Source organism: Aquabacterium sp., from assembly GCF_016234775.1.
In the GTDB taxonomy this organism is placed as follows: domain Bacteria; phylum Pseudomonadota; class Gammaproteobacteria; order Burkholderiales; family Burkholderiaceae_C; genus Aquabacterium.
In genome coordinates, this window is record NZ_JACRAH010000064.1 from 39745 (window position 1) to 52682 (window position 12938).

Below are 12938 nucleotides of genomic sequence, written 5' to 3' on the forward strand. Positions count from 1 at the left end.
TCAGCACGTGGTGCCCTTGGTCAGCCAGCAAGCTGCCGTGACCGTTGCGCCCTTGTAGGTCGTCGTGGCGCGGTCGCCTGCCTGGTTGATCGTGTAGACGTGGCCGGTGGCGGCGCCTGCACTGCCCGTGGCGGTCACGGTGTAAGCCTGGCCCGAGCTGGATGTGGCGCAGCTGTAGGTGAAGTACTTCCGGCCTGATGGGGCAAAGCCGCTCCAGGCGCTGGCGCCGGTGTCGGTGGCACAGGTGGTGCCCGTGGCGCCGTAGTTGCGGTTGTCCTGGTAGTACTGCTCCATCTTCGTGCGGAAGTCGGAGAGGTTGGTGAACGCCTCTTGAATCTGGCCCTGGCGGACGTAGTCGCTGTACGCAGGCAGCGCCACGGAGGCCAGGATGGCGATGATGGCCACGGTGATCATCACTTCGATCAGCGTGAAACCTTGGCCGGTGGGCCCGCAGGGCCGTGTCTTGGTGCTCGTGTACATACCCAAACCCTTCTCTCTTGAGGAAATGATGTCCTCGCGACAGGAATTCTGGGTGGGGCCCCTCGGGCAGGAAGACCGGATAACCGTGACAAATCCGACGTATTAGCGCCGGTTTACGACTTGTTGCGAGCAGCTGTTCACAGGCGTGGGCGCACGCTCAACCGTTCGTCGGCTGGGGGCGACCGTTCAGCGAAACCGAACGGCAGGCGGATCGGGCGGTGCTTTGGCGGGTGGTCAGCGTTCGACCGGGCGCGCCGGATCGGCACACCACTCGCTCCACGAGCCGGCGTACAGGCGCGTGGCGGGCAGGCCGGCCTGTGCCATGGCCAACAGGTTGTGGCAGGCGGTCACGCCGGAGCCGCACTGGTGCACGATGGCCTGCAAGGGGGTGTCGGCGATCAGGGCCGTGAACTCGTCGTGCAATTGCGTGGCCGGCTTGAACTGGCCGCCCGGCTGGAGGTTGAGCTGAAAGAAACGATTGCGCGCACCAGGGATGTGGCCGCCAACCGGGTCCATGGTCTCGTTCTCGCCGCGGAAGCGGTCTGCCGCGCGGGCATCGATCAAGACCTGTTGCTGGCCTTGCCCCAGTTGCGCCACGACTTGATCCACCCGGACCAGCCAGGCCTCACGCGTCTGCACCTTGAACGCACTGCTGGGGCGGGTTGCCGCCATGGTGTCAACGGGGCCCTGCGCGGCCTGCCAGGCTTGCCAGCCGCCATCGAGCACCTGCACCTGATCAAAGCCATGAAAGCGCAGCAGCCACCACAGGCGCGCGGCGAACATGCCGCCGGCATCGTCATAGGCCACCACGCGGGTCTGGGGCGTGATGCCCCACGCTTGTGCCGTGCGTTCGAATGCGGCCGTATCCGGCAAGGGGTGACGGCCATTGCGGCCGGTCTTGGCGCCGGACAGATCCCGATCCAGGTGGGCATACAGCGCGCCGCTGACATGGCCTTGCGCGTATGCCTGCTCACCGGCCTGCGTGTTACCCAGATTGAAGCGGCAATCGATGAGCAGCCAGTCTTGATCCTTGGCTTGCAAGGCAGACATCAGATCGGTAGCGGAGATCAGCGGTGAGGTCATGGCAATGATCGTGTGGGTGTGTGGCGGGCATCAACGAAGCAAGGCGGCATCGATGGCTTGCGCGACCTCTTCTGGCGCTTCATGCAACAGCCAGTGCGTGGCTTGAGGCAGGCGGGTGACATGCAGCTTGGGTACGTAACGCGGCAGACCATCAAGCAGGCTGGGCGGCAGAGCAGTGTCGGCTTCGCCCCAGATCACGCTGGTTGGCACATTCACATAAAGCAGGGCGTCCGGCAGTTGCAGCGTGTTGATCGTGTCGGTGGGGGATGTGGGCGGGTGCAGGGGCGAGGCCCGGTAGTAGTTCAGCGGTCCGGTCAAGGCCGATGTGGCGGTGTGCGCATCACCCGCCGGTTGGGGAGGGGCCGACCAGGCTTGTCGGTACTGCTCGCGCAAGGACGGTGTCAGCCACGCGGCCCCTCCAAAGCGCTCGAAGAAGGTCCACATCAGCTCGAAATCGTTGGCGGCCAGTCGGGCTTCGATACCCGGCGTGCGCAGCAGGTTCATGTAGCTGCTGGCGGCCTGTTGGGCAGGGTCATCACGCAAGGCCTTGAGGAACAGGCCAGGGTGCGGGGCGTTGAGGATGACCAGCCTTTGCATGACCTGGGGCGCAGCCGCTGCGAGCCCCCAGGCCAGTGCGCCACCCCAGTCATGGGCTATCACGGCGGTAGCCGGGGTGTCGGGCGTGGTGGCCTGTTGGTGGATCAGGGCGACGAGGTCGCCCAGTACGATGTTGGCCCTATAGGCCTTTACATCGGCCGGCGCATAAGAGCCAGGGTAGCCACGCAGATTGGGCGCCACGCAGCGGTAGCGGTCACCAAAGCGTTGCAGCAGGTCGTCCCACACGAACGCGGCTTCAGGGAAGCCGTGCAGAAACAGCAGCAGGGGCGCACCCTTGGGGCCGGCCACACGGCAGCTCAGAAAGGGTTGTTCAGCGCCGCTGGCGGGCAGGGTGACAAGCTCGGTGGAGATCATGCGGGATCACATGCCCAAGGGCAGCAAGGGCAACGCGTGTGTGCCGGGATGCGGCCCATTGTGCATGATCGATCGCGGCATCGGCCCGCGTCAGGGTGCGATGCGCACGTCCGCCTTGGAGTAGGTCGGCAAGGCCGCGCCCGTGAGGAACGGCGCGTAACGACGATCGCCATCCACGAAGCGCTTGAGCCAGCTGATCACGCTCTGGCCCACCGTGTTGTTCACGCTGTCCTTGGCCATGTCCAAGGGGCACAGGTGATCAGCGCCGGCGACTTCCAGGTACGCCCGCTCGGTGTTGGGATTCATGGTGGCGTAGTACTTGGCCGAGAAGGTCTTGTTGGGCGCGATGGCGTCTTTCTCGCAAGCCAGGATCAGCGTGGGCACGGTGATGCCGGAGAAGTCCGACGAGGTGCTCGCGGGCGTCATCGGGATGGCGGCCTTGAGCGTGGGGTCGTCACGCGTGGCGGTGAGTGTGCCGCCGCCGCCTGCCGAGTGGCCCATCAGGGCCCGGCGTGAGGTGTCCGTGGCGCTGCCAAAGGGCGTGTCAGGCAAGGCGGCCAGTGCCACCACCTGCTTGAGTGCCGCGGCCATTTCGCGGCCGCGGGCGTCGGGCACATCGAAGATGGTCTTGGTGCCGATGTTGACGACGACAAAGCCATGCGAGGCCACCCGTTCGGCCAGCCATTGGTAGTAGCCGGGCACGGCCAGGAAGCCGGGCGTCATGATCACCAGGCCGAACTGGCCCTGGCTGGTGTCGCGCGGGAAATAGACCGTGCCACTGCCGTAACCATCGGGCTTGGCGATGGTGGCCGTGGCGATGGCAAAGGGGCCGTTGGCCTGCAGGGCCGCCAAGGTGGGGGCCGGGCCCCGTTCATCAGCGGCGAGGGCGCTCAGGCTCCAGGTGAGGGCGCTGACGCACAGGGCGGCGCGCGTCAGGCGTCGTGCGCGAGGGGCTGGGATCATCTGCGGCATGGCTGGTCTCCGTCAGCTGTGAATCAGCTTGTGTGGCAGCCATGCTAGGCAGATCAGGGGCGCTTTAACACTAGGTGTTTCCGCCTTGGCTCGTGTTGTCGCCCCTGTTCTGCAGGGGCGCGCACCGGGTCAGTTCAGCGCCATGCTGAGCTTGCGTCGGTACTGGTCGACCACGGGGTCATTGCCAACGATCTCGACCTTGCCGGCGATCTCCAGCTTGGGCTTGTCCTGCGCGCCCGGGGCGCCGGCCACGGGCTTGCCCGCCACCGGCTTGGGCTGCGGTTTGGTCATCACTTCGAGGATGGCGACATAGGTCTTGCGCGCCAGTTCATCGTTCCAGGCCTTGTCGCGCATGATGATTTCCAGCAGCTCGTCCATGGCCAGGGTGGGCTGGCTGGCCGCCCAGAACAGCTGGGCCAGCTCGAAGCGGGCTTCGAAATCACGCTTGTTGGCGCCGATGGCGGCTTCCAGCTCCTGCGGGGCGCGGCCTTGGCGAGCGGCCTGCACCGCCGAGATGAAGCGGCTGAAAGCCAGCGGGCGGGCTTCGGGCACGGGGCCTGTGGCGCGGCCGGCCATCGGCAGGAAGATGTGCTTGGCCGCGTCCACCTGGCCTTCGGCCAGCAGCAACTTGATCAGGTCGTAGCGGGCCTCGTCGTTGCCCGGGTCCTTGGCCAGGGCGTCTTCCAGCTTGGCGATGGCGTGGTCCAGATCGCCTTCTTCAGCCAGTTGTTCGGCCTCGGCCGTTTCTTCTGCGGCTTCAATTTCGCCTTCCGAGGGCACGTGCTTGCTCAGAAACTCGCGGATCTTCTCGGCAGGCAGGGCGCCCACAAAGCCGTCCACCGGCTGACCGCCCACGAACATGACGCAAAACGGGATCGAGCGCACGCCGAACATCTGCGAGAGCTGGCCAGCGATTTCCTGCTGTTCGTCGGCATTGACCTTGGCCAGGATGAACCGGCCGGCGTATTCCTCTTCCAGGCGCTCCAGCACGGGGCCCAGCGACTTGCAGGGGCCGCACCATTCCGCCCAGATATCGAGCAAAACAGGGGTCTGCATCGAGGTGGCGATCAGGTCGGATTCGAAGTTTTCTATCGTGATGTCGATCATGTTGGGCAGATCTGGCGAGGATGAAGGTGGGCGGGCGGGCGGCCAGCGCCTAAAATCCCGGGTTTGACGTGGCGTAAAAAGGATCAAGCCGTGACTGACACGACTGGTGTGAAGACTGTGAAAGTGGGTGTGGTGATGGGTTCCAGCAGCGACTGGGACGTCATGCGCCATGCTGCCGACATTCTGACCGAGTTCGGCGTGCCTTTCGAGGCGCAGGTGGTCTCGGCGCACCGGATGCCCGATGACATGTTCCGTTATGCGGAAGCCGCAGCCGACCGCGGCCTGGTGGCCATCATCGCCGGTGCCGGCGGTGCCGCCCACCTGCCAGGCATGCTGGCGGCCAAGACCACGGTGCCCGTGCTGGGTGTGCCCGTGCCGTCCCGCCATCTGCAAGGCGTGGATTCGCTGCATTCCATCGTGCAGATGCCCAAGGGCATCCCCGTGGCCACATTTGCCATCGGCACGGCCGGTGCCGGCAATGCCGCCCTGTTCGCCGTGGCCATGCTGGCCCATGGTGATGCGGCCCTGCGTGCCAAGCTGGACGCTTTCCGCGCCCGCCAGACCGAAGTGGCCCGAGCCATGACCAATGACCTGACCATGGACACCAAGGCATGACCATCAAGATGGATGTGATCCTGCCCGGCGCCACCCTGGGCGTGATGGGCGGCGGCCAACTGGGTCGCATGTTCGTGCACGCGGCCCAGGCCATGGGCTACCGCACCGCTGTGCTCGATGCCGATGCCACCAGCCCCGCCGGCCTGGTGTCGCACGAGCACATTCAGACGGCCTATCTGGACGAAGCTGGCCTGACCCGGCTGGCCCAGGTGTCGGCCGCCATCACCACCGAATTCGAAAACGTGCCCGCTCAGGCGCTGGACAAGCTGGCCGAGACGCGCCCTGTGGCCCCGGCCGGCAGCGCCGTGGCCATCTGCCAGGACCGCGCCCGCGAGAAAGCCCATTTCGTGGCCTGCGGCGTTGATTGCGCCCCGCACGCCCTGATCGAGACGCCCGAGCAACTGGCCGCCATCAGCGACGACCTGCTGCCCGGTATCCTCAAAACCGCCCGCCTGGGCTACGACGGCAAGGGCCAGATCCGCGTCAAGACCCGCGACGAACTCATCGCCGGCTGGGATGAATTGAATCGCGTGGGCTGCGTGCTGGAAAAGATGCTGCCGCTGGCCTACGAGGTCAGTGTCATCGTCGCCCGTGGTCGCGATGGCCAGGTTGTGCATTTCCCGCTGCAGCAGAACCTGCACCGCGACGGCATCCTGGCCGTGACCACCGTGCCCGCGCCCAATGTGACCGAGGCCGTGTCGCAACAGGCTTATGCCTCGGCGCACAAGATTGCCGCGTCCATGAACTACGTGGGCGTGCTGTGCATCGAGTTCTTCGTGCTGGCCGATGGCCGCATCGTGGCCAATGAAATGGCCCCGCGCCCGCACAACTCCGGCCACCACACGATCGACGCCTGTGACGTGTCGCAGTTCGAGCTGCAGGTGCGCGCGATGACGGGCCTGCCGCTGGTCGAGCCCGTGCTGCACAGCCCCTGCCTGATGCTCAACCTGCTGGGTGACCTGTGGTTCCCCGGGGATGCCACCACGCAGCAGGAGCCAGACTGGGCCGCCGTGCTGGCCTTGAGCGGCACCCACCTGCACCTGTACGGCAAGACCGAAGCCCGCAAGGCCCGCAAGATGGGCCACCTGACGGTGACCGGCGCCACGCCGGCTGCCGCGCGTGAAGTGGCCTTGAAAGCCGCTGCCATCCTGGGTATCGCGCCTTTCTGATCGATCAACCGCCGTACCTGACCTGCGAACCACCACGCCCATGCGTCTGCTCGACCCTGCCCAACACGCCGATGCGATCGAGCAAGCCGCTCAGCGCCTGGCCGATGGTGGCCTGCTGGCCCTGCCCACTGAAACGGTCTACGGCCTGGGGGCCCGCGCCGATGACGATGCCGCCGTGGCCCGCATCTTCGCCGCCAAGGGCCGCCCGGCTGATCACCCCCTGATCGTGCACGTGCCCAATCAAGCTGCGGCCCTGACTTTTGCCTCTGCCTTCCCGGCTGTGGCGCGCAAGCTGACCGATGCCTTCTGGCCGGGCCCGCTGACCGTGATCGTGCCGCGCAACCCGGATGTGGCCACCGCTTCGGCGGGTGGGCACGACACCATCGGCCTGCGCTGCCCGGATCACCCCGTTGCCCGCGCCTTGCTCGAAGCCTGCGCCCAGCGCGACATCCTGGGCGTGGCCGCACCCAGCGCCAACCGCTTTGGCCGCATCAGCCCCACGCGGGCCGAGCACGTGGTCGAAGAGTTCAAGGACCAGGGCGCAGGGCTGGACGAAGTCTGGGTGCTCGAAGGCGGCCCTTGCGGCGTGGGCATCGAGTCCACCATCATTGACTGCTCGCGTGGCCACCCCGTGCTGCTGCGCCCCGGCAAGCTGACCCTGGCCGAGATCGAAGCCGTGGCCGGCGAGCCGGTGATGTGGTCCAAACCGGAAGCGCCTGATCCTTCGGCGCCCAAGGCCTCGGGCACGCTGTTGTCGCACTATGCGCCGCGCGCCAAGGTTCGCCTGATGAGTGACGAGCAGATCAACGCCGCGCTGGATGTGATCGAGCCCGAGTTGACTGCGGCCAAGATCCGGGATGCAGCGCAGGGCCCGCGCATCGCCGTGTACTCGCGCAGCCTGTGGGCCTGGCGCCCCAAGCACCAGGGCGTGGTGCACCTGTCCATGCCGGGCGATGCCATCACCGCCGCGCACGACCTGTTTGCCGACCTGCGCGAGCTGGACGCCACCGGTGTCGAGCTCATCTGGGTGGAGACGCCCCCGCCCGAGCCCGCCTGGGACGGCGTGCGCGACCGCCTCAACCGCGCTGCGGCGTCCTGAAAACTGAGGCCAGACCCCTCCGCCTGGGGATGGGCTCAGCCGGATTGCCTTTCTTTACGTGGCAGACTCTGGGCCTTCCCGCCGCACCGTTATGCTTGCGGGTTGAGCGCAGTACCGCACCTCACACTCAAGCACGACCGACCGTTAGACGGAGATTTCATGTTTCGCTTAGCCGCCTCTTCCACGCCTTCGACCCTGACCCAGACCGTGATCCGTCTGGGTGCTGTGGCCGTGGCCTGTTCTGCCTTGACCTGGTCGCTGTCGGGTTGCGGCGGCGGCAGTCGCGCCAAGGAGTACGCGCCCAGCAGCGTGGTGTCGTTCGGGGATGAGAACAGTTTGATCGAAACGTACACCAGCGCGACAAATCACTTCAAGGACTCGGCTGGAGCCAGCACGACGTTAAAAGGTTTGACCTATACGGTCAATAGCCTGCTGCAAGATGCGCCACTCTATTGCGTGGACTCTGTCAGCAACCCCGCTGCGTGCGTGACAGCGTCGGCCTATACAGATGTTGGCAACGATTTTGTTGCCTCTGTCTCTACTTTTGCCCACGTTTTCGATGGCACCAAGCCCAACACCGTGACCTTGATCGAGCGGGGCACCGCTACAAAAGGCGGCACCCCAGCAACCCCGCTTCAACGCTCGACCGTGCTTGGTTACAACTGCGCGGAGAGTGTTTTGTGGAATCAAGTCGTCGCGCACAGTTTTGGCAAAGGCTTTGGTGATGCCTGTGCGATTGACAACGATGGTGCTAAAAGTTACGCCGCTTATGGCGCAACGATTGCCAACCTGCAAGCGCAGGTTGCGGCCCACCGGGCCGAGCTGGGCGAAGGTGTGTTGGTGACGATCATGGTGGGGCAGCATGACATCCTTGAGCTGTATCGAGACACGTTGTCGCATCCTCAGAATGAGGCCGCCAATCGTCAAGAGTTGTCCAACCGCGTCGCCAATTTGGCCAATATCGTCAAAGATGTCTTGTCTACGGGGGCCAAAGTGGTATTGGCCTATCCGCCAGATTTGAGCAAGTCACCGCTTGCATCCAAAAACGGAGCGAATGCCAACTTGTTGGCCTTGTTCGTGGACGACAGATTCCTGGGTGGGAATAGCCTCAAAATCGGTTTTATCCCGACGCTGATCCGTTCGCTTGGTTCTGGCGTCACCACGGACGGGCGTCACTTTGCGGTTGTCGAGACCAATAATCTGACGAACTTGCAGAGTGCGGGCTATGTGTACGGGCCCAACAGATTGTGTGATGAGAATTCCACTTATCTGGAGCCGGATGGGAGCGTCACGGCAGAGTCTGATCCAGGCAAGCTGGTGAAGTACTGCACCCGCAGCAATTTCGTGACCAATGGCAGCACGTCTACCTATATGTGGGCCGATGACATCCATTTCGCACCACTCGGCCATGCCTTGATCGGCTCCCAGGCCGCATCGCGTGCCTACAACCAGTTCTGATCACTGATCTGCACGATCCCGCATGGCCCAGGCCACCAGGGCCTCCATCGCGGGGCGAGCCGCATTGGCCTGGGCGTGATTGATCACTGCCACCACCACGTAACGGCGGCCTGACTCGCCTTCCACATAGCCGGCCAATGCGGCCACACCATCGAGCGATCCCGTCTTGAGGTGCGCGCGCCCGGCCACGCTTTGCAGGCGCCGTGCCGTGCCATCCGTGCCACTGATGGGCAGCGAGGCGATGAACTCGGGCATCGTGGGGGCCGCCCACATGCCCTGGAGCCAGCGCCCCAGGCAATGCGCCGAGCTGCGCTCCTGGCGTGACAGGCCGGAGCCGTTGTCCAGCGCCAGCGCGTCGCCTTCACAGGGCGAGCGGCCTGCGCCGTCTCGCGTGTTCAACAGCACCTGCTGCGTCACGGCGGCTCTGGCCTTGTCCAAGGTGGCGGGCCACCCGCTTTGCTGCGCACCCAGCGTGAGAAACAGCTGCCTGGCCATCACGTTGTTGCTGAACTTGTTGATGTCCCGCACGATCTGGCCCAGCGGGGGCGACACCCAGCTTTGCCAGGCGGGGGCCGGATCCGCTCCTTGGGCAGGCCAGTTGCCGGGCTCGATGGCGTCGCCCAGCTTGCCGCCAGCGCGCTGCCAGGTGGCGCTCAGCAGGCGCGCGGTGTAGTCGCCAGGGCCATCGCCTTGCCACAGCACGGGCCAATCCTTCATGCCGCAGGCAGCAGGGTAGGGGCCGTTCACGGTCAGGGTCCAAGGCCGCAGGCCGTGCTGCTTCCAGCCGGCTGCGGGCTTCATGTTCAGGGCCAGGCCTTCGCGCCAGTCTCCACAGGCACCGGAGGCCTGCAGGCGTACATGAGGATCCAGCCGCACCTCGGCCAGTTCGGGTTCCATGCTCACACGGATCTGGCCGGGTCTGGCCGCGTCAGGCATGAAGCGCAGGATGATGGCCTGGTGATTGAGCAGCAAGGCATCCGGCCCCGCGTTGTAGGGCTTTAGCACCTGGCCGTCAAAGGCGGCGGGGTCATGGGCCGGGATGTCAAAGGCCTGGCGGTCGACCAGGATGCCGCCCTGAATGTCCCGCAGGCCGGCGGCACGCCAGCGCGTCATCATCAGCTGAACGTTTTCCAGCACCAGGCTGGGGTCGCCGCTGCCGCGCAGGTAAAGCGGGCCGTCCAGCTTGCCGTTGGGCTTGAGCGGGCCGCCCAGCGCAGCATCGGTGCGCCACACGAAAGCCGGGCCCAGCGTGTTCAGCGCGGCACCGGTGGTGAATAACTTCATCACCGAGGCCATCGTGCGCACCGCCTGTGTGTCGTGCTCCAGGCGAGCGGGGGCTGCACCCTCGACCGGTGCCACCAGCATGGAGACGGCCTCCGGCGGCACATTGGCGGCTTGCAGTGCCGCCACAACCGAGTTGGGCAAAGCGGCCTGGGCGGCGCAAGCCAGGGTGGCGCCCAGTGTGCTCAGGGTCAACCTCAGGGGCATCTTGACGTGGTGACCCTGGCCGGCGCGTTGGCTGCCTTCATTGATGTAGCCCGCACCCTGCGTGCCTGGCCGACGAGCCCGATTAGCCGGATCGGCGTCATGGCGAACGGAACGTGGCCTGAGGGCGCGGCGGCGCAGTGCGGTCGGATGGCGGTGCATGGCACGATCATAGAAGCCCGCGCAGCCCACTCTGTACACTTCAGGCCATGTCTTCGTCTGATTCTGCCGTGCCGGTTCTGCTGGCCCTCGATACCGCCACCGACCGCATCCACGCCGCGCTCAGCGTGGGTGGCCAGGTGCATGCCCTGGATCTGCCTGGGGGCGCGCAGGCTTCTGCCACACTGCTGCCGGCGCTCAATGGCTTGCTGGCCGAGGCTGGTCGTGTCTGGGCAGACGTGGACGCCATCGCCTTCGGCCGTGGCCCGGGGGCCTTCACCGGCTTGCGCACGGCCTGTTCGGTCACGCAGGGGCTGGCGCTGGCGCTGAACAAGCCCGTGATCGCACTGGACACGCTCATGGCCGTGGCAGAACACGCCCGACTGGCCTCGCCCTCCTCCTGGGCTGAGGGCGACACGCTCTGGGTCTTGCAGGATGCCCGCATGGACGAACTCTATGTGGCCGCCTACCGCTGGGATGGGCATGACTGGCAGCAGGATCAGGCGCCCGCCTTGTGGCCGCTGACCGAGCCTGCCCACCGTTGGGCCGCCACGGGCGGGCAACAGGCGACCCTGCGCTGGGCGGGCAATGCCTTGAAGGTCTACCCTGTGCAGTTGTCGGTGTTGAATGATATGGCTGTCGCTGTCGCCACTGTAGCCGCCCCCGGTTCGATCCCTGTGTGCGCGGCTGAACCTGCCGTGCCGGGCGGCGCAGCCCTGGCCGCCCTGGCGCAGCGTGCCTGGCAGCGTGGCCAGACGCTGGATGCCGCCCTGGCGCTGCCGCTGTATGTGCGCGACAAGGTGGCCCAGACCACCGCCGAGCGGGTGGCTGTGAAAGCGGCCCTTTCCGGCGGCACGCTCGGGACCATTTCCGGGGCATGATCCTGCCCTCGCACTTTTTTTGCCATGCCGACCTTGCAGACCCGTTTTGTTGACCGCCCCATGACCGAGGCCGATATCCCGGCCGTGATGGCCATGGAGCGTGAGGCTTGCCTGCATCCCCTGCACGCCTGGAGCGACGACAACTACCGTTCGTCCATGCGGGCCGGGTACTGGGTGCGTGTGCGCTGCGAAGCCGACAGCGGGCGTGTGCTGGCCGTGTGCGTGGCCATGGACGGGGTGGACGAGGTCCACCTGCTCAACATCGCCGTGGCCCGTGAACTGCACGGCCAGGGCGTGGCGCGCAGCATTCTGGCGGTGCTGTACGACCGCTGTCGCCAGCGTCAGGCGCCTTTGCTGTGGCTGGAAGTGCGCCCGAGCAACGAACCCGCGCGCGCCCTGTATCGCCGCGAAGGCTTTGTGGAAGTGGGCGTGCGCAAGAACTACTACCCCGCAGCACAAGGCCGCGAAGATGCGCTGGTCATGAAGCGCGACATCGACCTGTTCAACGGAGTCAGCCATGCGCTGGACTGACACCCAGCGCGCCATGCTGCGCGAAATGGGCATCCCGCCGTTCTGGCCTGAAGAGGCCGCACCTGCGGATGAGCTTGCTCAAGCGCCCACGCCCATGCCGGCCATGGCCGAGGCGCCGCCTCACGGTCAGTTTGTGCAGGCGGGTGCAGCGGTGTCGGTGCCGATGCCTTCTGTCGCGGCGGCGGGCGCTGCGCCTTCTGCGCCCCTCGCGCCGTCCCCCGCGAGTGCCCGCCCAGCCACACCACGTTCAAATGGGGCCACGGCGACATCACCCTCCGCCAAGCCCGTCGATGTGCCGCTGGGGCCTCGCCCCGTTGGCGTCGAGACGATGGGCTGGCCCGCCTTGCGCGAAGCCGTGGCCTCGTGCCAGGCCTGCAGCCTGTGCCAGAGCCGCACGCAGCCTGTTTTTGGCGTGGGCCACGAACAGGCGCAATGGATGATCGTGGGCGAAGCCCCGGGCGAGCAGGAAGACAAGCAGGGCGAGCCCTTTGTCGGCCGCGCCGGTCAACTACTTGATCGCATGCTGGCCGCGCTGGCCCTGACCCGTTCCGAAGCCGATGCCACCCAGCAGGTGTTCATCGCCAACGTCTTGAAGTGCCGCCCGCCCGCCAACCGCAATCCGCAACCGCAGGAGGTGGCGCAGTGCGAGCCCTTCCTGACGCGGCAGATCGAGCTGGTCAAGCCCAAGGTGATCCTGGCCATGGGGCGTTTTGCCGTGCAGTCCCTGCTCAAGTCGAGCGAGCCGATCGGCAAGCTGCGCGGCAAGGTGCACGAGGTGGCTGGTGTGCCGGTGATCGTCACCTACCACCCGGCCTATCTGCTGCGCAGCCCGGCCGACAAGGCCCTGGCCTGGGACGACCTGTGCCTGGCTCGCGAGGTGATGCGCAGCCAAGGCTGACCGGGCATTCTGGTGGCAGGCCCAGGCCC

13 protein-coding genes are annotated in these 12938 nt (G+C 66.1%); 7 read left to right on the forward strand and 6 right to left on the reverse strand.

Annotation, left to right across the window (positions count from 1 at the left end; translation table 11 throughout):
* The 5 genes from HY836_RS18245 to HY836_RS18265 all read right to left on the reverse strand — a co-directional run bounded on the left by HY836_RS18245 (position 1) and on the right by HY836_RS18265 (position 4614).
* A complete protein-coding gene (locus HY836_RS18245) occupies positions 1–480 on the reverse strand; it encodes a type IV pilin protein (RefSeq protein ID WP_290679192.1) in 480 nt (159 codons plus the stop codon).
* Between the two features lie 234 nt (positions 481–714).
* Positions 715–1563, reverse strand: a complete 849-nt coding sequence (locus HY836_RS18250) for a sulfurtransferase (protein WP_290679195.1) — start codon at positions 1561–1563, stop codon at positions 715–717.
* A gap of 30 nt (positions 1564–1593) precedes the next feature.
* On the reverse strand, positions 1594–2535 hold the full coding sequence (locus tag HY836_RS18255) for an alpha/beta fold hydrolase (RefSeq protein ID WP_290679198.1): 942 nt from the start codon (positions 2533–2535) through the stop codon (positions 1594–1596).
* A 90-nt stretch (positions 2536–2625) separates the two neighbouring features.
* On the reverse strand, positions 2626–3507 hold the full coding sequence (locus HY836_RS18260) for an alpha/beta hydrolase (RefSeq protein ID WP_290679201.1): 882 nt from the start codon (positions 3505–3507) through the stop codon (positions 2626–2628).
* Between the two features lie 129 nt (positions 3508–3636).
* Positions 3637–4614 (reverse strand): tetratricopeptide repeat protein, encoded by a 978-nt coding sequence (locus HY836_RS18265; protein ID WP_290679204.1) that lies wholly within the window; start codon positions 4612–4614, stop codon positions 3637–3639.
* Positions 4615–4722: 108 nt separating this feature from the next.
* Between HY836_RS18265 and purE the strand changes: the two genes are divergently transcribed.
* The 4 genes from purE to HY836_RS18285 all read left to right on the forward strand — a co-directional run bounded on the left by purE (position 4723) and on the right by HY836_RS18285 (position 8955).
* Complete coding sequence (gene purE / locus HY836_RS18270; RefSeq protein WP_290679399.1) at positions 4723–5229, forward strand: 5-(carboxyamino)imidazole ribonucleotide mutase; 507 nt, start codon at positions 4723–4725, stop codon at positions 5227–5229.
* Positions 5226–6398, forward strand: a complete 1173-nt coding sequence (locus HY836_RS18275) for a 5-(carboxyamino)imidazole ribonucleotide synthase (RefSeq protein WP_290679206.1) — start codon at positions 5226–5228, stop codon at positions 6396–6398. The genes purE and HY836_RS18275 overlap by 4 nt, the downstream gene beginning before the upstream one ends.
* Positions 6399–6438: 40 nt before the next feature.
* On the forward strand, positions 6439–7497 hold the full coding sequence (locus tag HY836_RS18280; protein ID WP_290679208.1) for an L-threonylcarbamoyladenylate synthase: 1059 nt from the start codon (positions 6439–6441) through the stop codon (positions 7495–7497).
* Between the two features lie 159 nt (positions 7498–7656).
* The gene (locus HY836_RS18285; protein WP_290679210.1) at positions 7657–8955 is read left to right on the forward strand and encodes an SGNH/GDSL hydrolase family protein; all 1299 of its coding nucleotides are present in this window, start codon (positions 7657–7659) and stop codon (positions 8953–8955) included.
* On the opposite strand, the gene dacB is transcribed toward HY836_RS18285, so the two are convergent.
* On the reverse strand, positions 8956–10602 hold the full coding sequence (gene dacB, locus HY836_RS18290) for a D-alanyl-D-alanine carboxypeptidase/D-alanyl-D-alanine-endopeptidase (protein ID WP_290679212.1): 1647 nt from the start codon (positions 10600–10602) through the stop codon (positions 8956–8958).
* 47 nt (positions 10603–10649) lie between these two features.
* Here dacB and tsaB point away from each other — a divergent pair, with 47 nt between their 5' ends.
* Genes tsaB through HY836_RS18305 form a run of 3 tightly spaced genes read left to right on the forward strand, consistent with a single transcriptional unit; the run spans position 10650 to position 12909 of the window.
* On the forward strand, positions 10650–11480 hold the full coding sequence (gene tsaB, locus HY836_RS18295) for a tRNA (adenosine(37)-N6)-threonylcarbamoyltransferase complex dimerization subunit type 1 TsaB (RefSeq protein WP_290679215.1): 831 nt from the start codon (positions 10650–10652) through the stop codon (positions 11478–11480).
* 24 nt (positions 11481–11504) lie between these two features.
* Positions 11505–12011 (forward strand): ribosomal protein S18-alanine N-acetyltransferase, encoded by a 507-nt coding sequence (rimI, locus tag HY836_RS18300; RefSeq protein ID WP_290679218.1) that lies wholly within the window; start codon positions 11505–11507, stop codon positions 12009–12011.
* Positions 11998–12909: a uracil-DNA glycosylase gene (locus HY836_RS18305; RefSeq protein WP_290679221.1), complete on the forward strand. Its 912-nt coding sequence runs from the start codon at positions 11998–12000 to the stop codon at positions 12907–12909. The genes rimI and HY836_RS18305 overlap by 14 nt, the downstream gene beginning before the upstream one ends.
* The last annotated feature ends 29 nt before the right edge of the window (positions 12910–12938 follow it).